Origin of the sequence: Mycobacterium sp. 852002-51961_SCH5331710, assembly GCF_001665535.1 — a bacterium.
In the GTDB taxonomy this organism is placed as follows: Bacteria; Actinomycetota; Actinomycetes; order Mycobacteriales; family Mycobacteriaceae; genus Mycobacterium.
Genome location: NZ_LZSQ01000075.1, coordinates 54,618 through 81,275 on the forward strand (window position 1 = coordinate 54,618; position 26,658 = coordinate 81,275).

Annotated in this window: 12 protein-coding genes and 2 pseudogenes; 11 read left to right on the forward strand and 3 right to left on the reverse strand. The window is 69.6% G+C overall.

Features of this window, described 5'->3' with window-relative positions:
- Nucleotides 1-77 precede the first annotated feature (77 nt).
- A complete protein-coding gene (locus tag A5752_RS12940; protein WP_067085706.1) occupies nt 78-3,563 on the forward strand; it encodes a non-ribosomal peptide synthetase in 3,486 nt (1,161 codons plus the stop codon).
- 4 nt (nt 3,564-3,567) lie between these two features.
- Here the strand turns inward: A5752_RS12940 and A5752_RS12945 are convergent, their stop codons facing one another.
- Nucleotides 3,568-4,428 carry an LLM class F420-dependent oxidoreductase gene (locus A5752_RS12945; protein ID WP_067085708.1) on the reverse strand — a complete coding sequence of 287 codons (861 nt, stop codon included), beginning with the start codon at nt 4,426-4,428 and terminating at the stop codon, nt 3,568-3,570.
- A 120-nt stretch (nt 4,429-4,548) separates the two neighbouring features.
- Here A5752_RS12945 and A5752_RS12950 point away from each other — a divergent pair, with 120 nt between their 5' ends.
- The 8 genes from A5752_RS12950 to mbtG all read left to right on the forward strand — a co-directional run bounded on the left by A5752_RS12950 (nt 4,549) and on the right by mbtG (nt 24,108).
- Nucleotides 4,549-6,375 (forward strand): ABC transporter ATP-binding protein, encoded by a 1,827-nt coding sequence (locus tag A5752_RS12950; protein WP_067085710.1) that lies wholly within the window; start codon nt 4,549-4,551, stop codon nt 6,373-6,375.
- Nucleotides 6,372-8,108, forward strand: coding sequence for an ABC transporter ATP-binding protein (locus A5752_RS12955; protein WP_067085761.1), 1,737 nt, complete (start codon nt 6,372-6,374; stop codon nt 8,106-8,108). The genes A5752_RS12950 and A5752_RS12955 overlap by 4 nt, the downstream gene beginning before the upstream one ends.
- A 250-nt stretch (nt 8,109-8,358) precedes the next feature.
- Nucleotides 8,359-9,105: a thioesterase II family protein gene (locus A5752_RS12960; RefSeq protein ID WP_067085712.1), complete on the forward strand. Its 747-nt coding sequence runs from the start codon at nt 8,359-8,361 to the stop codon at nt 9,103-9,105.
- The gene (locus A5752_RS12965; RefSeq protein ID WP_067085714.1) at nt 9,095-10,423 is read left to right on the forward strand and encodes a beta-ketoacyl [acyl carrier protein] synthase domain-containing protein; all 1,329 of its coding nucleotides are present in this window, start codon (nt 9,095-9,097) and stop codon (nt 10,421-10,423) included. Before A5752_RS12960 ends, A5752_RS12965 begins: the two co-directional genes overlap by 11 nt.
- A complete protein-coding gene (gene mbtD / locus A5752_RS12970; RefSeq protein ID WP_067085716.1) occupies nt 10,423-13,362 on the forward strand; it encodes a mycobactin polyketide synthase MbtD in 2,940 nt (979 codons plus the stop codon). Before A5752_RS12965 ends, mbtD begins: the two co-directional genes overlap by 1 nt.
- Nucleotides 13,359-18,437, forward strand: coding sequence for a non-ribosomal peptide synthetase (locus tag A5752_RS12975; protein ID WP_067085719.1), 5,079 nt, complete (start codon nt 13,359-13,361; stop codon nt 18,435-18,437). Before mbtD ends, A5752_RS12975 begins: the two co-directional genes overlap by 4 nt.
- 47 nt (nt 18,438-18,484) lie before the next feature.
- Nucleotides 18,485-22,816, forward strand: coding sequence for a non-ribosomal peptide synthetase (locus A5752_RS12980; protein ID WP_067085764.1), 4,332 nt, complete (start codon nt 18,485-18,487; stop codon nt 22,814-22,816).
- Complete coding sequence (gene mbtG, locus A5752_RS12985) at nt 22,813-24,108, forward strand: NADPH-dependent L-lysine N(6)-monooxygenase MbtG (protein WP_067085720.1); 1,296 nt, start codon at nt 22,813-22,815, stop codon at nt 24,106-24,108. Before A5752_RS12980 ends, mbtG begins: the two co-directional genes overlap by 4 nt.
- 11 nt (nt 24,109-24,119) lie before the next feature.
- Here the strand turns inward: mbtG and A5752_RS12990 are convergent, their stop codons facing one another.
- Entirely contained in the window at nt 24,120-24,434 is a 315-nt protein-coding gene (locus A5752_RS12990; RefSeq protein ID WP_067085722.1) for a type II toxin-antitoxin system VapB family antitoxin, read from the reverse strand.
- 166 nt (nt 24,435-24,600) lie between these two features.
- On the opposite strand from A5752_RS12990, the gene hrcA reads away from it, so the two are divergent.
- On the forward strand, nt 24,601-25,632 hold the full coding sequence (gene hrcA, locus A5752_RS12995) for a heat-inducible transcriptional repressor HrcA (protein ID WP_067085724.1): 1,032 nt from the start codon (nt 24,601-24,603) through the stop codon (nt 25,630-25,632).
- Nucleotides 25,633-25,662: 30 nt separating this feature from the next.
- Nucleotides 25,663-26,373 (forward strand): annotated as a pseudogene (locus A5752_RS13000) (DnaJ domain-containing protein); the annotation flags it as partial.
- 21 nt (nt 26,374-26,394) lie between these two features.
- On the opposite strand, the pseudogene A5752_RS28300 reads toward A5752_RS13000, so the two are convergent.
- Nucleotides 26,395-26,607: pseudogene (locus tag A5752_RS28300) on the reverse strand (DnaJ C-terminal domain-containing protein); the annotation flags it as partial.
- Nucleotides 26,608-26,658: the final 51 nt, after the last annotated feature.

A 26,658-nucleotide genomic window follows, 5' to 3' on the forward strand; every position in this document is an offset into this window, starting at 1 on the left:
GTGTGTTCGGTGCGTCGAATATAAGGTAGCGTGCCTCGGGTTAGTTAGGGCAGCCTGTACTAATCTGGAGGGCACGCGTGGGTGTGGGTGAGACTGGTTCGTCGACGGAGCGCACGACCGATCGCACCGTCCGCGAGGAGGTCGCCGAACTCCTCGGCGTGAATCCCGACGAGGTCGACCCGAACGCCGACCTGATCGCCTCCGGCCTCGACTCGATCCGCATGATGTCGCTGTCCGGTCGCTGGCGGAAGCAGGGCATCGACATCAACTTCGCCGCACTCGCGGAGAATCCCACGGTGTCGGCGTGGTCGGCGCTGGTGGCCGACCGTGCCCGCGAGGACGCCACCGAGCGGGCCACCGAACCCGCCGCCGCCGGCGACGAGAACGAACCCTTCCCGCTGGCGCCGATGCAGCACGCGATGTGGTTGGGCCGCAACGACGATCAGCAACTCGGCGGGGTGGCCGCCCACCTGTACGTCGAATTCGACGGCGTCGGCGTGGACCCGGAACGGCTGCAGAGTGCGGCGACGAAACTGGTTGCGCGCCATCCGATGTTGCGCGTCGAAATCCTCCCCGACGGCACACAGCGCATCGGGGACCGGCGCCTGCCCGTGACGATCTACGACCTGCGCGAGCTGGACCACGCGGCTGCCGAGCAACGCCTCGAGACCATCCGAAACGAGAAGTCGCATCAGATCCTCGACGGTGACGTGCTCGAACTGAGCCTGTCGCTGCGCCCCGATGGGCGCACCCGGTTGCATGTCGACATGGACATGAACGCCGCCGACGCGGTGAGCTACCGCAAGTTCATGGCCGACCTCGCCGTGTTCTACCGCGGCGGTGAGCTTGCCGACCTCGGATACAGCTACCGCGAATACCGGGCCGCGTTGACCGCGTCGAACCCAGGCCCGTCCGACGACGACGTGCAATGGTGGACCGAGCGCATCCCGGAACTCCCCGAAGCGCCCGCACTGCCGTTGGTGCCGCCCGCCGAACAGGCCGACCCCCGGCGCAGCGTCCGCCTGTGGCACATCTTCGACGTCGCAACCCGAGACGCCCTGTTCGCCGCCGCGCACCGCCGCGGCATCACGCCGGCGATGGCCGTCGCGGCGTCGTATTCCCATGCGCTGGCGCGGTGGTCGAGCAATTCGCGGTTCCTGCTCAACCTGCCGATGTTCGGGCGAGAGCCGTTCCACCCCGACGTCGAGAAGCTCGTGGGCTGCTTCACGTCCTCGCTGATGCTCGACATCGACCTCACCGAAAGCCGCACACCCGCGCAGCGGGCGCGCGCCGTCCAGGAGACCCTGCACAACACCGCTCGGCACTCGAGCTACTCCGGTCTGTCGGTGCTCAGGGACCTCGGGCGGCACCGTGGCAACCAGGTGCTCGCCCCGATCGTCTACACCAGCGCGCTGGGCCTCGGCGATCTGTTCGCCGGTGAGGTGACCGACCAGTTCGGCGTTCCCGTGTGGACGATTTCGCAAGGGCCACAGGTGCTCATTGACGCGCAAGCGACCCCGCTGGCCGACGGCCTGATGATCAACTGGGACGTGCGCGTTGACGCATTCCGTCCGGGTGTGGCCGACGCGATGTTCGCCTATCACCTCGCCGAACTCACCCGACTGGCGACCGATGACGCCGCGTGGGACGCACCCGACCCGCCCGCGGTGACCGAGGCGCAACGAGCCGTGCGCCAAGCGGTGAACGGCACCACGGCCCCGCCGAGCGGCGAGGCGATCCACGACGGCTTCTTCCGCAACGCCCTCGACAACCCCCGCGCACCGGCGGTGGTCAGCCGTGACGGCGACCTGAGCTACGGCGAACTGCGCACCCGCGCGCTGGGCGTCGCGGCGACGTTGCGCGACAACGGCGTTCGCCCCGGTGACCTCGTCGCCCTGATCGGACCGAAGTGCGCCGAGCAGATTCCCGCGGTGCTCGGCATCCTCGCGGCGGGCGCGGCCTACCTCCCGATCGGCGCGGACCAGCCCGTCGAGCGCAGCGCGCGGATCCTGGAGTCGAGCGGGGTCACCGCGGTACTCGTCTGCGGCGGCGCCGAGGCGACGCACACCGGCGTGCCGGTCGTCACGGTCACCGACGCGTCCGCCCGCGATGCCGACGCGCAACCCGCCGACGTCGATCCGAATTCGCTTGCCTACGTGCTGTTCACGTCGGGCTCCACCGGCGAGCCCAAGGGTGTGGAGCTCACCCACGACGCGGTCATGAACACCATCGAATTCGTCACCGACCACTTCGGACTGCACGCCAGCGACCGCAGCCTGGCCCTGGCGTCGCTGGAAGCCGACATGTCGGTGCTGGAGATCTTCGCGTTGCTGCGCGCGGGCGGCGCGGTGGTGGTGGTCGATGAGGATCAGCGTCGCGACCCGGACACCTGGGCCGGGCTGATTCAGCAGCACGGCGTGACGTTCCTGAACTGGATGCCCGGCTGGCTCGACATGCTCCTCGAGGTGGGCGGCGATCGGCTGACTGGTCTGCGCGTGGTGCTGCTCGGCGGAGACTGGGTGCGGCCGGAACTGATTCGCGCCCTGCGGAACTCGGCCCCCGATGTGCGCGCCGCGGGCCTGGGGGGCGCGACCGAGACCGCGGTGCACGGCACGATCTGCGAGGTCGACGACCCGCCGGCGCGCTGGACGTCGGTGCCCTACGGCACGCCTTTTCCGAACAACGCCTGCCGCGTGGCGGCCGCCGACGGTTCGGACTGCCCCGACTGGGTGTCCGGCGAACTCTGGTTCACCGGCCGGGGTATCGCCCGCGGATACCGCGGACGGCCCGACCTGACCGCAGAGAAGTTCGTCGAACATGACGGCCGAACCTGGTATCGCACCGGTGATCTCGTGCGTTACCTGCCCGACGGCACGCTGGAGTTCGTCGGGCGCGTCGACCACCGTGTCAAGATCAGCGGATACCGCATCGAACTCGGCGAGGTGGAGGCCGCGCTCAAGCGCGTCGGCGGCATCGCCGCCGCGGTCGCCGCCGTTGTCCCCGCCGAGCGCGACGTGCTCGCGGCGCTGGTGCGCACGGACGATCCCTCGATCGACGCGGGGTCGGTCACCGCGGCGATGTCCGATCTCGTACCGGCGCACATGATCCCGAAGATCATCGTGGTGTCCGACCGGATACCGTTCACCGTCAACGGCAAGATCGACCGCAAGGCCGTTGCGCACCTGCTGGCCGATGCCGAACCGCCTGCGGCACAGGAGTTCCGGACATCGACCACACCGCTGGAGTCGGCGCTGGTCGCGATCGTCGCAGATGTGCTCGACGTCGATGACGACGTCCGGATCGGGATCGACGACGACTTCTTCTCCCTCGGCGGGGATTCGGTGCTGGCCACGCAGGTGATCGCCCAGGTGCGGGACTGGCTGGACACCCCGACGGTGTTGGTCACCGACATGTTCGCGACCAGGTGCGTCGCCAAGCTCGCCGAACGGCTCCTACGTCGCGAACCGGACGGCGAGCGGCTCAATGCGGTCGCCGAGGTCTACCTCGAGGTGGCCCAGATGGACAGCGCGGCCGTGCTGTCCGAGCTCGAGTCGTCGGCCTAGAGCCTCAGCGGAGCGCCGCCGCCAACCGACGCCACTGATCGTGCGGGAACTCCCGCGGATCGGCGGTGAGCACCTGGATGCACACGTGATCGGCGCCGGCGTCGAGGTGTTCCTGGACGCGGTTGAGCACGGTCTTCTCATCACCCCAGGCGATGATCGCGTCGAACAGCCGGTCGCTGACCGTCTCCACTTCGTCTTCGGTGAACCCCGACCGCAACAGGTTGTTGCGGTAGTTGGGCAGCGCCAGATATGAACGCAGCCAATCGGTTCCGACGGAGCGTGCCTCGTCCCGGTCGGTCGTGAGCAGCACGGTCTGCTCGGGCAGCAGCAGCGGGCCCTCACCCAGATGCTCACGCGCGTACCGAGTGTGGTCCGGGGTGACGAGATAGGGGTGTGCGCCGCGAGCCCGGGTCGCGGCCAGCTCGAGCATCTTCGGGCCCAGGGCCGCGAGCACGCGGTTGGCGACCGGAACCGGCTGTGGGGTCGCATCGATCCCGTCCAAGTACTTGCGGGTCGCGGCCAGCGGTTTGCGGTAGAGCCCCGGTTCCTTGCTGTCGATCAACGGTGCATGGCTCACCCCGATGCCGAGCAGGAAGCGCTCACCGTGGGTTTCGGTCAACGCCGCGTAGCGGGCGGCCACATCGGCGGGCTCGTGCATCCAGAGGTTCAGGATGCCGGTGGCGATCACCACCTGCTTGGTCGCCGAGAGCAGGTGTTCCACCGAGTCGAGGACGGGCCCACCGACGTCGGGGATCCACAGCGCGGTGAAGCCGAGCTCCTCCAACTCCGCGGCGGCCTCGGCCGCTTGACCCTGATCGCCGTAGCGCAACTGCGAACTCCAGACACCGACGCCTGCCAGATCCATGAAGGTCCCTTTCGAGAGAGGAGTGAGCCCATAACCGACCACTTCACGTTACGTAGCGACCGCCAGTCGTCACGCGGCCGGTAGGGTTAGGCGACCCTTACCCCGAGACCTGGAGGGTGCATGACCGCCGTGCAACCAGCGCCCGTCGTCGAGACGGATTCACCCGAACCCGCGGGCGACGCGGCCAAGCGGGCGGCTACCTACGACAAGCTCGCGCTACAGCAGCTGCTCGCCCCCACCCGGGCGCGGTCGTCACGGGCGCAGCGGTACCAGCTGCTGGCGTCGGCGGCCACCATCGTGCCGTTCATCGGGATCGTCGAGATCGGCCGTGAACTGCTCGCGCAGGGCCCGCCCGACACCGCCAGGCTCTGGACGATCGTCGCCGTGGTGATCGTCGCGCTGCTGGTGCGCACGCTGGCCGGCGGTGCCGCGCTGACGATCACCCACTTCGCCGACGTGGACCTGCAGCGGTCGCTGCGGCTGCGCATCGTCGACAAGCTCGGCCGGTTGCCGCTGGGCTGGTTCGGCAGCAGGTCGTCGGGCGAGGTGCGCAAGGCCGTCCAGAACGACGTCGGCGAATTGCATTTCCTAGTGGCCCATTCCGCGGTGGAGAACACCGGTGCGCTGGCCACGCCGCTGTTCGGCCTCATCTACTGCTTCTACCTCGACTGGCGGCTGGGCCTGCTCGCGATGGCCACCGTGCCGTTCTACATCGGCGTCTACCTCGCGCTCGGGCGCGACTCCCGAACCCAGATGGAACGGCTCGACCGGGGAGTCGAGCGGATCAGCGCCACCATCGTCGAGTTCATCGCCGGGGTATCGGTGGTCAAGACCTTCGGTCAGGCGGGCAAGGCGCACAAGCGTTTCGCCGACGCCGCCGACGAGTTCAACTCGGGTTTCGCCGAATGGATCGGACCGCTGGTGCGGGTCAAGGCGGTGTCGTCGATCTTCATCGACACCCCGGTGCTGCTGCTGGCCAACTTGGCCGGTGGATACTGGTTCGTCCGCAGCGGCTGGGTCAGCCCGATCGAGGTGCTCGGCTCGACACTGGTGGCCGTGACCATCCCGGCCGCCGTCCTGACCGTCGGCTACTCCACGCACATCAAACGGCAGGCCGCGGCCGCCGCCGGGCGCCTGCAGCGCCTCCTCGACACACCAGCACTGCCCGTCCCGCGTGAAGCCGCGGTGCCGCAGGACAATTCGGTCGAGTTCGACAGTGTGCGGTTCGCGTACGACGGTAAGCACACCGTCCTGCACGACGTTTCGCTCACGCTCGCGGCCGGGACCATCACCGCGCTCGTCGGTCCGTCGGGCAGCGGCAAGTCGACGCTGGCCACGCTGGTGCCGCGATTTCACGACGTCGCCGCGGGTGCGGTCCGCATCGGAGGGGTCGACGTGCGCGACATCGCCTCGGCAGAGCTGTACCGACACGTCGGGTTCGTCCTGCAGGACGTGCAACTTCTCGGCATCAGCGTCGCCGACAACATCCGACTCGGCCGGTCCGACGCCGGTGACGACGAGGTCGTCGCCGCGGCGAAGGCCGCCCGCATCCACGACCGGATCTTGGCGCTGCCCAACGGGTATGACTCCATCGTCGATGAGGATGCGCACTTCTCCGGCGGCGAGGCGCAACGCGTCAGCATTGCGCGCGCTCTGCTGGCCGACACGCCGATCCTGGTGCTCGACGAGGCGACGGCGTTCGCCGATCCGGACTCGGAGGCCCTGATCCAGGAGGCGCTGTCGCGTCTCATCGTCGGACGCACCGTGCTGGTCATCGCGCACCGCCTTGGCTCGATCGCCTCCGCGGACAACATCGTCGTGCTCGACTCGGGACGCGTCGTCGAACAGGGCAGGCACGATGAATTGCTTGCTGCCGGCGGGCAATACGCGCGGATGTGGCGAACCTACACCGCAGGTAACGCGCAGGAATGGGAGGTCGCGCGATGATCCGGGGCTTTCTGCAGATCCTCGGCCCGCAGCGGGGCCGGATGTTCAGCTTCCTGTCGGTGGTGACCGTCTACGGCGTCCTGCACGGGTTGGTGATGCTGCTCCTGGTGCCGGTGACCGTGTCGTTGTTCGACGGTGACTTCGCCGCCGCGGGCCGCTGGCTGGGGACCATGGCGCTCACCGTGCTGGTCGCCTCGGCGCTCAACTACCTGCAGGCGAAACTCGCGATCCGAATGGCGCTGACCACCATGCGTCTGCTGCACCACCGGCTCGGCGACCACATGGTGACCCTGCCGCTGGGCTGGTTCACCCGCGAGACGGTCGGCAAGGTCTCCCAAATCGCGGTCAAGGGAACGGTGTTTGTCGGCACCAGCGGCGGCAACTTGGTCACCCCGCTGGTGGTCAACACCGTGAGCGCGGTCACGGTCGTGATCGGGTTGTTCTTCTTCGACTGGCGCGTCGGGCTCGTCGCGTTGGTCGGCGGTGTGCTGCTGGTCGTGTGCGGGCGGTTCGCCTCGCGGCTGATCGCCACCGCCGAGGAGCGGACGCACGACGCGGCGACCGAGGTCAACAACCGGGTGATCGAGTTCGCGCGCTACCAACCGGTGCTGCGGGCGTTCGGCCGCACCGGGGGTGACTACACGCCGCTCGGTGACGCACTGCGAGATCAGCATCGCGCCGGGCGCGCCGCCCTGTGGCAGTCGGTGACCGGGTTGCTGCTGAACGGCGTTGCGGTGCAGGCGGTGTTCTCGGCGCTGATCGCCGCCGGCGTGTGGGTGGCGGCGCAGGGCGACGTCAACCCGGTCACGTTGGTCGCCATCCTCGGGCTCGCGGCCCGGTTCGCCTCGCCGCTGTCCCAGCTGGCCGAGCTCGGATCCGCGGTCAGGTTGGCGACGGCGGAGTTGGCGCGCATCACGACGATCCTGGACACCCCGGCACTGCCGGAACCCGCCGCCGCGAGCGCGCTCTCCACACCCGGGCGCGTCGAGCTGGATCGCGTCGCGTTCGGCTACTCGGACCGAAAAGTGTTGTCCGACGTGAGCTTTGTCGCCGAACCGGGCACCCTGACCGCGCTGGTCGGTCCGTCCGGGTCCGGTAAGTCGACGATCACCAAGCTGATCGCCCGCTTCTACGACGTCGACGCCGGCGTGGTGCGCGTCGGCGGGGTGGACGTCCGCGACCAGCTCACCGCGGATCTGATGGCGCAGCTGTCGCTGGTGTTCCAGGACGTGTACCTGTTCGACGACACGCTGTGGGAGAACATCCGCATCGGCCGGCCCGACGCCGGCGACGACGCCATCGTCGAGGCGGCCCGGACCGCGGGCCTGCTGTCGGTCGTGGAGCGACTGCCCGACGGCTGGCAGACCCGGGTGGGCGAGGGCGGTTCGGCGCTCTCGGGCGGCGAACGGCAGCGGGTGTCCATTGCGCGGGCGCTGGTCAAGAACGCGCCGATCGTGCTGTTCGACGAAGCGACCAGCGCGCTGGATCCCGAGAACGAACACCACGTCGCCGAATCGATCCGGACATTGGCCCGGCGCAGCACGGTCATCGTGATCGCCCACAAGCTGTCCACGGTCACCGCCGCCGACAACATCGTGGTTCTGTCGGCAGACGGAACGGTCGAGGACCAGGGCAGCCACGCCGAGCTGACGGCCCGCGGCGGGCAGTATGCGCAGTTCTGGAATCAGCGCGTCGCCGCGAGTGGGTGGGTCATGGCCGCAGCGTTCGGGTAGCGCGTTTGCACACGTCAACGCAGGTGCGGCCGCACTGAGAGGTGGTTGCGCCAGAAACTCTTGAGGCGGCCCGCCGGAGGGGCGACGTAGCCGTGTCCGCGTCGAGAAGGATAGGGTAACCTCACTTCCGACTTAGGACAGCCTGCGCTAATCACACGGAGGAATTCATGAGTGTTTTCACCGCGCGATCGCAGGCCCGCCCACCGCACCTGCCCGGGCTTCATCGCCGTCCCGACGCGACCCCGACACGATGATCGACGAACGAAGCCAACTGACCTTCGCGCCCTGGATTAAACGCTCCGCTGGGCAGTCCAGTGAGGGGGCGACCGTCGTCTTCCCCCACGCGGGCGGTGCTGCGGCGGCGTACCGGGCATTCGCCTCGGCCTTGGCCCGTACCGGTGACGACGCCTATGTGGTCCAGTACCCGCAACGGGCGGACCGGCTGAGCCATCCCGCGCCAAACACGGTGGAGGATCTGGCCGCCGACCTGTTCGCCGCGGGGGACTGGTCCGAACTGGGTCCGCTGCGGCTGTTCGGCCACTGCATGGGCGCGGTGATCGCGTTCGAATTCGGCCGTGTGGCAGAACGTCACGGCGTTCCCGTCCGCCAACTGTGGGTTTCGGCGAGCCAGGCGCCGTCGACCATCGCCACCTCACCGAGACTGCCGACGGCCGATGCCGAAGTCGTGGCCAACATGGTCGACCTCGGTGGAACGGACCCCCGGCTGCTGGCCGACGAGGACTTCATCGAACTGCTCGTGCGCGCGGTGCGCGCGGACTATGTGGCGTTCAACCGCTACGCGTGTGAACCTGACGTCCGCCTCGCTGCCGACATCCACACGATCGGCGGCCGCGGCGACCACCGCATCAGTCCAGACATGTTGCGCGGATGGGAAACCCACACCCAGGGCGCCTTCACGTTGTCGCTGTTCGACGGCGGACACTTCTACATCAACGACCACCTCGACGCGGTCGCGGAGTTGGTCAATGCCGGTTAGCGCGCCACACGGCGTCGACGATCCCATCGTCATCGTGGGGATGGCGATCGAGGCGCCGGGGGGGATCGACACCGCCGACGACTACTGGGACCTGTTGGTCAACGGACGTGAGGGCCTGTGCCCGTTCCCGCGGGATCGCGGATGGTCGGTGCGCGACATCCTCGACGGTTCACAGCGCGACGGGTTCAAACGCATCCACGACCTCGGTGGATTTCTCGACGATGCAGCGAGTTTCGATCCGGAGTTCTTCGGGATCTCGCCGCGGGAGGCCGTGGCGATGGATCCGCAGCAGCGGGTCGCGCTGCGTGTGGCGTGGCGGGCGCTGGAGAACAGTGGGATCAACCCCGACGATCTGGCGGGTCACGACGCCGGCTGCTACGTCGGCGCCTCGGTGATGGGGTACGGACCCGACCTTGCCGAATTCTCCAATCTGACCGGGCATTTGATGTCCGGCACTGCGCTCGGCGTGATCAGCGGCCGCATCGCCTACACCCTGGGGCTGGCCGGGCCTGCGCTGACGATCGACACCTCCTGCTCGTCGACGCTGACCGCGATTCACACCGCGGCACAGTCCCTGCGGTCGCAGGACTGCGACCTCGCGCTGGCCGGCGGGGTCTGCGTGATGGGCTCACCCGGCTTCTTCGTCGAATTCTCCAAACAGCACGCGCTGTCCGACGACGGCCACTGCCGGCCCTACAGCGCACTGGCCAGCGGCACCGTGTGGGCCGAGGGCGCGGCCATGTTCGTGCTGCAGCGAAGATCTCGAGCCTTAAGCGACGGGCGTGAGATCCTCGCCGAACTGCGGGCCACCTGCCTCAACCAGGACGGGCGTTCCGTCGGCCTGACCGCACCGAGCGGACAGGCGCAGACCCGGCTGTTCGCACGGGCGCTCGAGTCGAGCGGTCTGCGCCCGCAGGACATCGGAATGGTCGAAGGACACGGCACCGGCACCCGGCTCGGCGACCGCACGGAATTGCTCTCGCTCGCCGGCACGTACGGCGCCACCGAACCCGGCGAGGGTCCGCTGCTGGGTTCGGTGAAGTCGAACCTCGGCCACACGCAGGCCGCCGCCGGCGGGCTCGGCCTGGCCAAGGCACTGATCTCCGCCGAACACGGTGCGATCCCCGCCACGCTGCACACCGACGAAGCCAGCCGCGAAATCGACTGGGAATGCCAGGGATTGCGCCTGGCATCCGAGCTGACACCCTGGCCGGACATCAACGGTGAGCGGTTCGCGGCGGTCACCGCGTTCGGTATGAGCGGTACCAACGCCCACGTGATCGTCTCGGTTCCGGCGATCCGACCCGAGGCGGCGTGATGCCCACCGGATTTCCCGACGGCCGGGTGCCCGTCGTCTTGAGCACGCACGCCGAGGAACTCCTCGCCGCCGACGCCGAGGCGATACTGCGCTATCTCGAGCGCGAACCCGACGTGCGGGCCGTCGCCGCGACGCTGCTACGCACCCGACGCCTGCGCAGGCACCGCGCCGTGGTCCGTGCTGCGGACACCGCCGAACTGGCCGACGGGCTCCGCGCGGTCGCCGACGGAGGCACGCATCCGCTGGTGGCCCGATCGTCGCAATCACCGACGATGCGAACGGCTTTCGTGTTTCCGGGGCAGGGCAACCAGTGGCCGTCCATGGGCGCGGACGCCTACCGGCGGTCGGGGGTGTACCGCACGCTCGCCGACCGCTGCGCCGAGGCGTTCGTCGCCGCGGGGCAGCCCTCACCGCTGCCGTACCTGACCTCCGACACCACCGGCGGGACCTGGTCGCAGACCGAGATCCAGTCGGCCCAGTTCACCCATGCCGTCGCGCTGGCCCACCTGTGGCGCTCGTGCGGAATAGTGCCGGACCTCGTGGTCGGCCACAGCCTCGGTGAGGTCGCCGCGGCCTATGTCGCCGGGAGCATCGCGCTGCCGGATGCGGCCGCCGTCGTCGTCGCCCGCGCCACGGCCGTCGACCGTCTCTCGGGCGACTACGGCATGGCCGCGCTGGGGGTTTCGCTCACCGACGCCGAACGGTTGATCGAGTCGACCCCCGGCTGGCTCGAGGTGTCCGCGGTCAACGCCGACGCGTCGGTGGCGATCTCGGGGGAGCGGGCCGCGATCCGCGCGTTGCTCGCGACCGCGACCGAACAGGGCCTGTTCGCCCGCGAACTCGACGTGAACTACCCGGGTCACACCAGCGCGCTGGAACGGGTGCGCGACGACCTGCTCGCCATGCTCCCGGACGCCGACTTCGCCGACGCGCCGATCCGGTTCATCGGATCCACCACAGCGGACGTCGTGCCCGCGGGAACCGACTTCACGTCCTACTGGTACGAGAACCTGCGCAACACTGTGCGATTCGATCGTGCCGTTGCTGCCGCAGGGAGCCACGGCGCCACCGCGTACATCGAGATGTCGGCGCATCCGACCCTGCTGTTCGCGCTGGGGGAGATCCTGTCCGAGGACGATCCGGTGGTCGTCGGCTCGGGGCACCGCGACCATCCGCTCATTGACTCGGTATCGGCCAGCATCGCTACAGTCGCCGTGGCCGACCCCGAATTCCGGTGGGCCGACATGGCGGACATCGACGCCCAGCCGCATTTGCGTGGCTTCCCGAACGCGCCGATGCGGGCGCTCCGGCTGTGGGCCGAACCGCAACCGCTGGCACCGGTCTACGGCCTCACCGTCGCCCGCGAGGCGTGGAACATCACCGCGATCGGTCCGGACGCACCCGGACAGCGGGTCGCGGTCGTCGACCTCGCCGGTCCGCGCGGGCCGCTCGCCGAGACGCTGCGAACGGCATTGCGCCGCAGCGACGCTGAGGTCGTGGAGCCGACCGAGGCCGACCTCGTCGTCGCCGTCGCGCCCCTGCTGGACCACCCCGACGTCGAACGCGCGGCCCACGAGCTCGCCCAACTCGCCGGTGAGGGTCTGCTCGACTACGTCGACGCCGCAGGACCGCAATGCCGCGCGGTGTGCCTGGTCACCGTCGGCGGTGAGCACGTGCACCCCGCAGAGCCGGTCGCCCTGCCCGCCCAGGCCGCGCTGGCCGCGATGCACCGCAGCCTCGGCTTCGAACGTCCGGAGCAGGTGTTCAGACATCTCGACCTCCCGTCGTGGGATCCCGACGACGCGCTCAGCGCAACGGTGGTCGGCGCACTTCTCTCGCGCGTCGACGAGGCGGCGGTGCGCGACAACGGCTCAGGCCCAGAGGTTTACGTCCGATCCATCGGTGAGTCTGTAGAGCCGGCACCGTCCTGGCTCTCGGAGCCCGGGGCGTTCGACGATGTGGTGATCACCGGCGGCAACGGCGCGGTCGGGCTGCACTTCGCGCGGTATCTCGCCGCCCACGGGGCGCGCCGCATCGTGCTGCTCAGCCGCAGCGGCGTCGACGGCGCCGTCTGCGCCGAACTCGCCGCCGTCGCACGGGATCTCGAGGTGGTCGCGCCCCGGTGCGACATCACCTCCGGCGAGCAGGTCGCCGCGGCTGCCGGGCGGTACGCGGGCGCTGGGGCGTCGCTGCTCATCCACGCCGCGGGCGCGGCGACGTTCGCCGACCGCGACGCGCTCACCTCCGAGGCGTTCGTCGACGCGGCGAACGCGAAGATCGGCGGGCTGGCCAGGATGGCCGAGTCCTGGCCCCTGCGCTCCGACGCTCGAATCCTGGTGTGCTCCTCGGTGTCGGGTGTCTGGGGCGGTCGCGGTCACGCCGCATACTCGGCCGCCAACCGGATGCTCGACGTGATGGCGGGTCAACTGCGCGCCGAAGGTCAGCACTGCGTGGCCGCCAGGTACGGGCTGTGGCGCGGCAGCGGCATCGCCGACGCGGCCGAGGTCACCAAGATCGAGCGGTCCGGGCTGCTGGCGATGGCACCGGACGCAGCCGTCGAGGCCAGCCTTCGTGACCACGTCCAGGACCCGCTGCTGTTCAGCGCCGACGAGACCCGGTTGCGGGTGTTCCTGGGAAGCCGAACCGACGGCCACGTCGAAATGAACACGGTGTCAACCGAAGCCGATGTCGACACCACGGCGCTGGTAAGGGCCGAGCTCGGCGCGGTCCTCGACGTCGAGGCGGACGCAATCGATCTCGACACATCGCTGCTCGACCTCGGGGTCGACTCTCTGCTGGCTCTCGACCTCCGTAAACGGCTGCAGCGCGCGACCGGCCACAAGGTGTCGCTGGCCGTGCTGCTCGGTGGCATCACCGGCGGCGAGCTCGTCGCCGACCTCGACAGCACCAAACGATCAGAAAAGGTGAACAACGCGTGACTGACACGGTCGACATCCGCGAGCAGGTACAAGACCGCCGGCTCGAGCTGCTGCGCCGCAAGCTCGCCGAGCGGGGACTGCGCGCGGAGAGCGCCTCGGCCGCGCAGGTCGGCCTGTCCGACGGGCAGCGCCGCATGTGGTTCGTCCAGGCCGCCGACCCGACCGGCGCCATCCTCAACATCTGCCTGTCCTACCGGCTCACCGGTGACCTGGATGTCGCCCGCCTGCATGACGCAGTCAAGGCGGTCGCCGCGCGCCATTCGCTGCTGCGCACCACCTACGGCGTCGACGAGAACGGCGAACCACAACCGACCGTGCACGAGGACCTGTCACCCGGCTGGGCCGTGCACGATTTGACGGACCTGTCCGAACACGCGCGTCGGTTGCGCCTCGAGGTGCTGGCCCAGCGCGAGTTCGGCGCCTCCTTCGATCTGAGCGCCGATTCGCCGCTGCGGCTGACGCTCGTGCGTACCGCGCCCGACGAACACGTCATGCTGCTCGTCGCGCACCACATCGCTTGGGACGACGGCAGCTGGCAGGTCTTCTTCGGCGACCTGACGCGCGCCTACGCCGGTGAAGCGCTGGCACCCGCGGTCACGCCGCCGTCGCATGCGCTCGGCTCGGTCGACGAGGACCTGGACTACTGGCGCGACGTGCTGGCCGACCCACCCGAACCGCTCGAGCTGCCCGGTCCCAACGGCTCTGCGGTGCCGACGAACTGGCGGTCGCAACGGCTGACGCTGCAATTGCCCGATGCGACCGTCGATCGGGTCGCCGCGCTGGCCAAGGAGTCCGGCGCGACGCCGTACATGGTGCTGCTGGCCGCCTTCGGGGTGCTGCTGCAGCGCTACACCCACGCCGACGACTTCCTGGTCGCCACGCCCGTGCTCAACCGCACCGCCGACGTCGAGGACGTGATCGGCTATTACGGCAACACGGTGGCGCTGCGCCTGCGCGCGGGAGCACATCAGAATTTCCGCGACGTCCTCGCCGCCGCCCGCGACACCGCGGTCGGCGCGTTCGCGCATCAGCGCGTGAACCTGGACCGGGTGGTGCGCGAACTGAACCCGGATCGCCGCCACGGCGTCGAACGGATGACGCGGGTGACCTTCGGGGCCCGCGGCGCCGACAGTCAGGGATTCAACCCGCCCGGAATCACCTGCCGCCGAGCCGAACTACGCGGACACCTCACCCAGCTGCCGCTGGGTTTCATGGTGGAGTTCGACGCTCCCGGAATCGTGGTCGAGGCCGAGTACCTCGTCGAGATCCTGGACGCGGCGCTGGTCCGACACCTGCTCGAGCACTACCTGGTGCTGCTCGACGATGCGCTGCGACGCCCCGACCTGCCGATCAGCGATCTCGACCTGATGGGGCCCGACGACGTCGAATGGCTCCGCCGGGTCTCGGCGGGCGAGGAGTTCGTCACCGAGCCATCCACCATGACGGCGCTGGTGGAGGCGCAGGTCGCCCGCACACCCGACGCGGTCGCCGTCGTCTACGAGGGCCGCAACTACACCTACCGCGAACTCAACGAGTCGGCGAACCGGTTGGCGCACTGGCTGATCGAGCGGGGCATCGGAACCGAGGATCGGGTCGCGGTGCTGCTGGACCGCTCACCGGAACTCGTGATCACCGCCCTCGGCGTGATCAAGGCGGGCGCGGTGTACCAACCCGTCGATCCCACCTATCCCGTGGACCGGCTGACGTTCATCCTGTCGGACTCCGATCCGAAGCTGACCATCCGGGAACCGATCACCGACCTCGACGGGTTCCCCGCCACCAACCCCACCGACGCCGACCGCGTCCGCCCGCTGGACCCGGACAGCACCGCATACCTGATCTACACGTCGGGCTCGACCGGTTTGCCCAAGGGCGTTCCGGTGCCCCACCGGCCCGTCGCGGAATACTTCGTCTGGTTCAAGGGTGACTACGGGATCGACGAGAACGAGCGGCTGCTACAGGTCGCCTCGCCGAGCTTCGACGTCTCGATCGCCGAGATCTTCGGCATGCTCGCGTGCGGCGGCCGCCTGGTGATCCCGCGCCCGGACGGTCTGCGCGACGTCGGGTACCTCACCGAGCTGCTACACGACGAGGGCATCACCTCAATGCATTTCGTGCCCTCGCTGCTCGGGTTGTTCCTGTCACTGCCCGGGGTCAACCAGTGGCGGACCCTGCAGCGCGTGCCCATCGGCGGCGAGGCGCTGCCCGGCGAGCTGGCCGACAAGTTCCACGCCACGTTCGACGCGCTGCTGCACAATTTCTACGGCCCCACCGAGACCGTCATCAACGCCAGCCGGTACAAGGTCGAGGGCAAGCAGGGCACGCGCATCGTGCCAATCGGCAAGCCCAAGATCAACACGCAGATCCACCTGCTCGACGACGCCCTGCGCCCGGTTCCGGTCGGGGTGATCGGGGAGATCTACATCGGCGGAACGCATATCGCGCACGGCTATCACGACCGTCCCAGGCTGACCGCCGAGCGGTTCGTCGCCGATCCGTTCAACCCCGGCGGTCGGCTCTACCGATCGGGCGACCTGGCCCGCCGCAACGGCGACGGCGACATCGAATTCGTCGGTCGCGCCGACGAGCAGGTCAAGATCCGCGGGTTCCGCATCGAACTCGGCGAGGTTGCGGCGGCCATCTCCGTCGACCCCAGCGTCGGCCAGGCGGTCGTGGTGGTCAGCGATCTGCCCGGCATGGGCAAGAGCCTCGTCGGCTACGTCACGCCTGCCGAGGACATCGACACCGTCGACGTCGAGCGGATCCGCAGCCGCGTCGCGGCCGCGCTACCCGAGTACATGACCCCCGCCGCCTACGTCGTCATCGACGAGATCCCCATCACCGCGCACGGCAAGATCGACCGGGCCGCGCTGCCCGAACCCGACATCGACTCCGGCGCCGCGTTCCGCGAACCCGCCGACGGGACCGAACGCCGAATCGCCGACCTGTTCGCCGAACTCCTCGAACGCGACCGCATCGGTGCCGACGACTCGTTCTTCGACCTCGGTGGCCACTCGCTGTTGGCCACCAAACTCGTTGCCGGAGTGCGCAGTGCATTCAACGTCGACATCGGCGTGCGCGAGGTCTTCGAACTGGGCACCGTCGCCGCCCTCGCGCAGCGAATCGACTCGTCGGCCGCCGGGCCGGCCCGTCCCAGGCTGGTGCCCGTACCGCACGACAGGCCGCTGCTCATGTCGGCCTCGCAGCTTCGCATGTGGTTCCAGTACCGCATCGACGGACCCAGCCCGGTCAACAACATCCCGTTCGCGGCCCGCATCCACGGACCGTGTGACACCGAGGCGTTCGTGCAGGCGGTGCGGGACGTGGTGGGCAGGCACGAGGTGCTGCGCACGACGTATCGCGAAATCGACGGCGCGCCATACCAGATCGTCAACGACGCTCTCGAGGTCGCGGTGCGCCGCGCCCACGGCACCGACGACATCTGGTTGGAAACCGAACTCGGCAACGAGCGCAGGCATGTCTTCGACCTCGAGGCCGACCCGCCCGTGCGCGCCGCCGTGCTCGCCACCCCGGATGCGCACGTGGTGTCGCTGGTCGTGCACCACATCGCCGCCGACCACTGGTCTGCCATGGTGTTGTTCACCGACCTGCTGACGGCGTACCGCGCCCGGCGTGCCGGTGAGGCGCCGGGATTCGCGCCACTGCCGGTCCAGTACGCGGACTACGCGGCGTGGCAGGCGACGCTGCTCGGCGAGACCGACGGGCCGATCGCGGCGCAGCGTGAGTACTGGCGCGAACAGTTGGCCGGCATGCACGAAGACCCCGGCCTGACACCGGATTTCCCGCGTCCGCCCGTGCTGAGCGGCGAAGGCGACGCGGTCGAGTTCGGCATCGACGCCACCACCCGCGGCAAGCTCGCGGAACTGAGCTCGGAACTCGGTGTCACCGAGTTCATGCTGCTGCAGGCGGCCGTCGCGGTCGCACTGCACAAAGCCGGTGAGCGCCCGGACATTCCGTTGGGCACCCCGGTCGCGGGCCGCACCGAGTCCGAGCTCGACCAGCTCGTCGGCTTCTTCATCAACATCGTGGTGCTGCGCAACGATCTGAGCGACAACCCGACGCTGCGCGAGGTGCTGCGCCGGGCCCGCGGCACCGCGTTGGAGGCCTACGCCCACCAGGACCTGCCGTTCGACCAGGTGGTCGACGCGGTCAGCCCGGCACGGTCGTTGTCGCGCAACCCGTTGTTCGGTGTCGTCGTGCACGTGCGCGAGGCGCTGCCCGCCGACCAGGTGATCGAGTCGCGCGCCGACGGCGACACCACGTTCACCGCGCTCGAGCCGCCGTTCGACGTGGCGCACGCCGACTTGTCGGTCAACTTCTTCGGCGCCGAGGACGGCTACCGCGGCCACGTCATCTACCGGACCGACCTGTACCGGCGCAGCACCGCCGAACGGTTCGTCGGATGGCTCAACCGTGTGCTGGCCGCATTCGCCGAGGACCCCGGCCAACGGGTGCGCGACGTGCAGATCGCCGACCGCGACGAGCGCCGTCTCGTGCAGCGGTTCAGCGCGGCGGCCTCGGCCAGCGTGCTCGACGGCTGGCGCGATCCGGTTGCGATCGGCGTGGTCGGCGACGTCTACGACCACGTCGTCGACGAGACCGGAGCCGATCTGCGGGCGACGGGCAGGCGGGGCCGGTGGACCGCGGACGGCGACCTCGAGTTCGTCGATGCCGCCGAGCAGCGCCGCCCGTCCACCCCCTCCGGGCCGGCCGAACCCGTGCGCACGGAGACCGAGCGCGTGCTGGCGGCCCTGCTGGCCGACGTCGTCAATGTGCCCGAGGTGAACCGCACCGACGACTTCTTCGAGTTGGGGGGCGACTCCATCCTCGCGGTCCAACTCGCGGCACGGGCGCGCGACGCGGGTGTGGCCGTCACCGCGCGAATGGTGTTCGAACACCCCACGATCGGCGAGCTTGCGGCCAAGGTCGACGCCACCGCGCAGAGCGAGGCGCCCGACGTGCGTCACGAGCCGATGGCCGCCTCGGGTCTGTCGTCCGATGAGCTGGCGGCGGTCACGTCGATGTGGTCGGCGTCGCAAGAGGGCGCGCCGTGACCTCGACGCAACCCAAGGCCGAATCGAAGGTCGCCATCGAGGACGTGATGGCGCTCAGCCCGCTACAGCAGGGGCTGTTCTCGCTCGCGCAGTTGAGCGTCGGCGACGACGCCGACGGGGGAGAGGACCCTTACGTCATCGCGATGGCGGCCGACATCACCGGCGAGCTCGACGCGGACCTGCTGCGGGAGTGCGCGGCGACGCTGCTCGCCCGCCACCCCAACCTGCGAGCGAGTTTCCTTCGGGCGCAGAGCAAACCGGTCCAGGTAGTGCCCAACCGCGTCGACGTGCCCTGGCGTCGGATCACCGCAGCGGCCGACGAAGTCGACGCGCTGGAGGCCGACGAACGGCGCCGCCCGTTCAACCTCGCGAAGGGACCGGCGATCCGGTTCGTCCTCATCGAGGTGCCCGGATCGCATTTCCGGTTCGTTGTGGTCGCCCACCACATCATCATCGACGGCTGGTCGCTGCCCCTGTTTGTCGGTGAGCTGTTCGCGCTGTACGAGTCGGGCGGTGACCAAGCCGTCCTGCCGCCCCCGCCGCGCCCGTACCGCGACTACATCGGCTGGCTCGCCGGCCGCGACCAGGAGACCAGCCGCAACCTGTGGCGCGAGCACCTGGCCGACCTCGACGGCCCGACGCTCGTGACGCCGGCGCTCACCTCCGGTGAGCCGCCCACCGGTGAACCGCGCCGCACCGAACTGAGCCTGGACAGCGCCGCCACCCAGCAATTGGCGGAGGCCGCGCGCTCGCGCGGTGTCACGGTCAACACGCTGGTCCAGATGGCCTGGGCGGCGGTGCTTTCGGCGTTCACGGACCGCTCCGATGTGGTATTCGGCGTGACGGTGTCCGGGCGCCCAGGCGAGCTGGCGGGCGTCGAGACCATGGTCGGCTTGTTCATCAACACGGTGCCGCTGCGGGTCCGTCTCGATCCGGCGGCCCGCGTCGGCACGCAATGCGTTGCGCTGCAACGCGAAGCGGCCAAGCTGCGCGACCACAGCTACCTGCCCCACAACGAGCTGCGCTCGCTCGGCGGCATCGGCGAGTTGTTCGACACCCTGCTGGTCTACGAGAACTTCCCGCCTGGCGGGCTGGTCGGCGGCGGCGACTTCGTCGCCAACGGCGCGACGTTCCGCCCGGCCGCGCTGGAGAGCGTGTCGCACTTCCCGGTCACCATCGCCGCACACATGATCGACGACGAGCTCACCGTCCTGGTCGAGGTCATCGACGGCGCCCTCGGCCAGATGAGCCCGGAATCGCTCGGGCATCGCGTGCTCACCACCACCCAGCGGCTGATCGCGAACTGGGACCGTCCGCTACGCGACCTCAGCGTCCTGCTCGACGATGAAGGCCGGGCTCCGATCGCTCCGACGGCAGCGGTGCCCACCCATCTCGGCGTGCACACCGCGTTCACCGAGACCGCCGGCGCCCGGCTGGGCTCACCGGCGTTGAGCTGGTCCGGCGGCGAACTCACCTATCGGCAACTCGACGAGGCCGCCGACCGGCTGGCCGCCACGCTGGCGTCGGAGGGAGTGCGCACGGAAACGCCCGTCGCGATTCACCTTTCGCGCGGACCGCAATATGTGGTCGCGATGCTGGCGGTGCTCAAGGCCGGCGGCGTCATCGTGCCACTCGATCTGGGGATGCCCGACGAGCGGATCGCCGACATCCTCGAACAGTGCGGTGCGACGATCGTCATAGACGACGACATGCTCGCCGCGGCGGCCGACAAGGGAGTCGAGGACTTCCGACCCGCGCCGGCCCTGCCGGGCCAGGCCGCGTACATGGTGTTCACATCCGGAACGACCGGCAGGCCGAAGGGCGTCGTCGGCACCCACCAGGCATTGCTGGCCTACGCCGAGGATCACGCCCGAAACGTGTTGCGGCCCGCTGCCACTCGATTGCGCCATCCGCTGCGGGTGGCGCACGCCTGGTCGTTCACCTTCGACGCGGCCTGGCAGCCGCTGGCGGCACTGCTCGACGGGCACGCGGTACACATCGTCGACGACGAGATCCAGCGCGACGCCGAGGCGCTGGTCGAGACCATCGGGCGGTACGGGATCGACCTGATCGACACCACCCCGTCGATGTTCGCCCAACTGCACGCAGTGGGGCTGCTGACGACGGTGCCGCTCGGGGTGCTGGCGCTGGGGGGCGAGGCCGTCGGAATACCGGCGTGGAACCTCATCCGCGACGAATGCGCACGAACCGGCATGGCGGCGTACAACTGTTACGGCCCAACGGAAACCACCGTGGAGGCCGTCGTCGCCACCATCGCCGAACACGAACAGCCGACCATCGGGCGCCCCACCTCGCCCAGCAGGGCCCACGTGCTGGACTCGTGGCTGCGCCCGGTGCCCGACGGCGTGCCCGGTGAGCTGTACCTGTCGGGCGCCCAGTTGACCCGCGGATATCTCGGCCGCTTCGGCGAGACCGCGAGCCGTTTCGTCGCCGATCCGTTCGCGGCCGGTGAGCGCATGTACCGCACCGGAGACGTCGTACGGCGCCGGCCCGACGGTGCGCTGGAGTTCCTCGGGCGGTCCGACGCGCAGGTCAAGATTCGCGGCTTCCGGGTGGAACCGAACGAAATCTCGGCGGTTCTGCACACCCATCCCGCGGTGCGGCACGCCCACGTGGCGGTTCGCCGTCAACAGTGGGGTCCGCAGTTGGTCGCGTTCGTCGCCGCCGAGCCCGCGCCCGCGGTATCGGAACTGCGCGCCATGGTGTCGAAACGCCTGCCGCGCTACATGGTTCCGCACTCGATCGTCGTCGTCGACCAGTTGCCGCTGACCACGCACGGCAAGGTCGACGAGGCCGCGCTGAACGCCATCGCCGTCGAGAACGGTCCGTCGGCCGCCCCGGAGACGGAGACGGAGAAGGCCCTGGCGTCCGTGCTCTGCGAGCTGCTTGACGGTGGCGAGCGCCTCACCATCGACGTCACCGCGGACTTCCTCGCGCTCGGGCTGGACAGCATCGTGGCGCTCTCGGTGGTGCAGGCTGCCCGCAGGCGCGGAATTCCGTTGCGCGCCAGGCGCATGCTCGAGTGCGCAACGCTGCGCGAACTCGCCGCGGCCATCGAGAACGAGTCGGCGGTCGCCGAACACGACGACGACCCGGGCGGCCCGATGCCCGTGCTGCCCAATGCGCACTGGCTCTATGAGCACGGCGATCCGCGCCGACTGGCGCAGACCGAGGCCATCCGGCTGCCCGACGGCATCACCGGTGAGCAACTCGAGCGGATCCTGCGTACCGTCGTCGACGCTCATCCGGTGCTGAGAAGCCGGCTCGACCGGCAGGCGATGACGCTCGTCGAGCACGACGAGCGGACTTCGCTGACCGAGGTGCCCGTCGACGGTGATTCTGACGAAGCCCTCGTCGAGGCCGTCGCCGAACACGCCCGACGATCGGTGGAACGCCTTGACCCGCAACGTGGCTCGATGCTCGTCGCAGTGTGGTTGCGCCCGCCCGGCGCTCCCGGTGTGCTGCTGCTGACCGCGCATGTGCTGGCGGTCGACCCCGCGTCGTGGCGGATCCTGCTTGGCGAACTCGACGCCGCGTGGCACGCGCTCGCGTCGGGGCGCGAGCCGGCGCCCACCCGCGAGCACACCAGCTACCGACGGTGGTCGCGCCTGCTCGCCGAGCGCGCGCACACGCTCGACACGGCCGACTTCTGGGCGGCCCAACTCGACGGTGACGACCCGCCTCTCGGCGCCCGCAGGCTGCGGCCGCAGACCGATCGCGTCGGCGACGTCGTCGTCTCCATGGCGGTGACGGACAGCCACGTCACCGCGCGGTTGCTCAACGCTCCCGAATCCACGCCACATCTGCTGGCTGAGGCCGCGGCGCGCACCGTCACCCGCTGGCGCCGACACCGCGGCCAGGACACGCCGCCGCCGTTGTTGGCGCTGGAGACCCACGGCCGCGCCGACACCGTCGTCGACGGCGCCGACACGTCCGACACCGTCGGGTTGCTCACCGCCATCTATCCGCTACGGGTGCAGACGGCCCGCGACGTCGCCGCAGTCCCCGGCGACGGCATCGATTACGGACTGTTGCGCTACCTGCGACCCGACACCGCCGAACGGCTGGGGGCGCGGCCGGAACCGCAATTGCTGCTCAATTTCCTGGGCCGCGTGCACGCCGGTTTCGACGGCGGCACGCTGCGGCCCGACCGTGCGCTGCTGGCGCGCGTGTCGCCGCTGCCCGAGCCGCGGCTTGCCGTCAGGCACGAATTGACCGTGCTGGCAGCCGTTCTCGGTGACAGCGATGCACCGGTGCTCGGTACGCAATGGCGCACGCTGCCCGACATCTTGACCGCCGATGACGTCGCCGCACTGCAGGCGATGTGGCAGGAATCGCTACGAGAGGTCGTCTCATGAGCCGGACACTCGCGGTGGTGGGCGCGGGCGCGAAGGCCGTCGCCGTCGCCGCCAAGGCCGCCGAACTGCGCGACATGGGCATCGACGTGCCCGAGATCGTCGCCGTGGAGAAGACAGGCGTGGCCGCCAACTGGCAGGCCGACGGGGGTTGGACCGACGGTCAACACCGGCTGGGGACCAGCCCCGAGAAGGACGTCGGCTTCCCGTACCGCTCGGCGCTGGTGCCGCGCCGCAACGCCGAACTCGACGAGCGGATGACCCGGCACAGCTGGCAGCAGTATCTGATCTCGACCGGCCAGTTCGCCGAATGGGTGGACCGCGGACGTCCCGCGCCCACGCACCGCAGGTGGAGCCAGTACCTGCGTTGGGTCGCAGGCAATGTCGAGATGAACGTGGTGCGGGGTGAGGTGCGCGAAGTCTCGGTCGCCACCGAATCCGGCGGGCCGCGGTGGACGCTGCACACCCCCGACCGCACCGTGACCGCCGACGGCCTGATGATCACCGGCCCCGGTCAACCGGAGCGCTCGATCCTGCCCGGCAATCCGCGGGTGCTCTCGATAGCGCAGTTCTGGCACCGCGCGGCGCAGTACGAGCTGATCCGCGCCGAACGCGTCGCCGTCATCGGCGGGGGAGAGACCGCGGCGTCGATGCTCAATGAGCTGTTCCGGCACCGGGTTTCGACGATCACGGTGATCTCGCCGCAGGTGACATTGTTCACCCGAGGCGAAGGCTTCTTCGAGAACACGTTGTTCTCCGATCCGACGGGCTGGACCGGACTGACGATGGCCGAGCGACGCGACGCGCTGCTGCGCACCGACCGCGGGGTGTTCTCCGCGCGGGTGCAGGACGCGTTGCTCGCCGACGACCGGATCCGCCACCTGCGCGGCCGGGTGGCGCATGCGGTGGCCTGCGACGGCCGAATCCGGTTGACGCTGAGCACCACCCAGGGCGGCGAATCGCTGGAGACCGTGCACGGATTCGATCTCGTCATCGACGGTTCGGGCGCCGACGCGATGTGGTTCGTTCCGCTGCTCGGCCAGGACGCGCTGGATCTGCTGGAGTTGGGCCTGGGCGCACCGCTGAGCTCGGAGGCGCTGCAGGAGGCGATGGGCGACGACCTCGCCGTCAGCGGGGTGCGCCCGAAACTGTTTTTGCCCGGCCTGTCGGGGCTGACTCAGGGGCCCGGGTTCCCCAACCTGTCGTGCCTGGGTCTGTTGTCCGACCGGATCCTCGGCGCCGACCTCGGCGCGGCCACCGACTCACCGTCACGCGAGCATCAATCCGTTCGTTGACGGCCGGAGCGCTAGACCTGTTGTGCGAGGGGGACGTCCATGTCGAACACGCGCGCGTGCAGGATCGTGCGGTTACGCAGCGCCGCCCGCACCGCGCGGTGCAGCCCGTCTTCGAGGTAGACGATGCCCTTCCACCGCACCGCATGCGGGAACAGGTCGCCGTAGAACGTCGAATCCTCGGAGAGCAACCGGTCCAACGCGAGCACCGTCGTCGTGGTGACCAATTCGTCGAGCCGGATCTGGCGCGGCGGGATCTGCGCCCACTGGCGGTGCGACAACCCGTGGTCGGGGTAGGGCCTGCCCTCCCTGACTCCCTTGAAGATCATCGGGCATGCGTCCTTCGCTCGTCCCCCCCGGCAACGGCATAACAACGCAAGGTTAGTGCACCGCAGGCGGGGTGTCGCGGGGCCGTCAGGGCCGCTCGCACGCTATCGATGCTGTTGGTGCCCCTAAAATGGGTTTTAACGCGATTCGAGGGGTAGGTGAGCAGACATGGGTAGCGCCGACGACCGACGGTTCGAGGTGCTGCGCGCGATCGTCGCCGACTTCGTGGCCACCAAGGAGCCGATCGGGTCGAAGACCCTCGTCGAGCGGCACAATCTCGGTGTCTCCAGTGCGACTGTGCGCAATGACATGGCGGTGCTGGAGGCCGAGGGGTACATCACCCAGCCCCACACCAGCTCCGGACGCGTCCCCACCGAGAAGGGTTACCGCGAGTTCGTCGACCGCATCGACGACATCAAACCGCTGTCGACGCCCGAACGCCGCGCGATCCTGACGTTCCTCGAATCCGGCGTCGACCTCGACGACGTGCTGCGCCGCGCCGTGCGCCTGCTCGCTCAGCTGACGCGCCAGGTCGCGATCGTGCAGTACCCCACGCTGTCCACCTCGACGGTCCGCCACCTCGAGGTCGTCGCACTCACCTCGGCCAAGTTGCTGCTGGTGGTCATCACCGACACCGGCCGGGTGGACCAGCGCATCGTCGAGCTCGGTGACGCGCTCGACGAGCACGACCTCACCAAGCTGCGCGACCTGCTCGGCCAGGCCCTCGAGGGCAAGCCTCTGGCGGCCGCATCGATCGCGGTTGCCGACCTGGCGTCGCAGCTCGACGGGCACGGCGGGCTCGCCGACGCGATCGGCCGGTCGGCGACCGTACTGGTGGAGACGCTGGTCGAACACCGCGAGGAGCGGCTGCTGCTGGGCGGCACCGCCAACCTCACCCGCAACACCGCCGACTTCGGCGGCTCCCTGCGGTCGGTGCTCGAGGCGCTCGAGGAACAGGTGGTGGTGCTGCGGCTGCTCGCGGCGCAGCAGGAAGCGGGCAAGGTGACCGTGCGCATCGGCCACGAGACCGAGGCCGAGGAGATGGCGGGCGCCTCCGTGGTGACGACCGCGTACGGAAGTTCGGGCAAGGTGTACGGCGGCATGGGGGTGCTGGGCCCCACCCGAATGGACTATCCGGGAACTATCGCTAATGTCGCTGCGGTTGCTCTCTATATCGGGGAAGTCTTAGGCAGCCGGTAACACCGGCACAGGAAGGTCAGGCAAGTCAGCGTGGCACGCGACTATTACGGGCTGCTCGGAGTGAGCAAGGGCGCGACGGACGCGGAGATCAAACGCGCCTATCGCAGGTTGGCGCGTGAACTGCATCCCGACGTCAACCCGGACGAAGAGGCCCAGGCGCGGTTCAAGGACATCAGCGCGGCCTACGAGGTCCTCAGCGATCCGGAGAAGCGCCGCATCGTCGACCTCGGCGGCGATCCGCTGGAGTCGGCCGCATCCGCGGCCGGCAACGGGTTCGCTGGGTTCGGCGGGCTGGGCGACGTGTTCGAGGCGTTCTTCGGCGGCGGCACCACCACACGCGGCCCGGTCGGCCGGGTCCGCCCGGGTTCGGATTCGCTGCTACGCATGCGGCTCGACCTGGAGGAGTGCGCCACCGGCGTGACCAAGCAGGTCACCGTTGACACCGCGATCCTGTGCGACCTCTGCCACGGCAAGGGCACCCACGGCAACTCCACCCCGGTCACCTGCGACACCTGCGGCGGCCGCGGCGAGATCCAGACCGTGCAGCGGTCGCTGCTGGGTCAGGTCATGACCTCGCGGCCGTGCCCGGTGTGCGGCGGCGTCGGCGAGGTCATCCCCGACCCCTGCCACCGTTGCGGCGGCGACGGCCGCGTGCGCGCCCGCCGCGAGATCAGCGTGAAGATCCCGGCCGGTGTCGGCGACGGGATGCGGGTGCGGTTGGCCGCGCAGGGACACGATGGCGCCCGGCTGCGTGCCCGACGGGATCGTGATCTCCGTCGGCCCGTCGAGGATCGCGTCGACGGTGACGGTGGTGCCCAACGCCGCGTCGACCATCGGCACCGAGATGGTGCAGTGCAGGTCGTCGCCGTCGCGCAGGAAGGTGGAGTGCGGTTGCTCGTGCACCTCGACGTACAGGTCGCCTGCGGGTCCGCCGCCGGGGCCGACCTCGCCCTGCGCGGCCAACCGCACCCGCATCCCGTCGCCGACACCGGCCGGGATCTTCACGCTGATCTCGCGGCGGGCGCG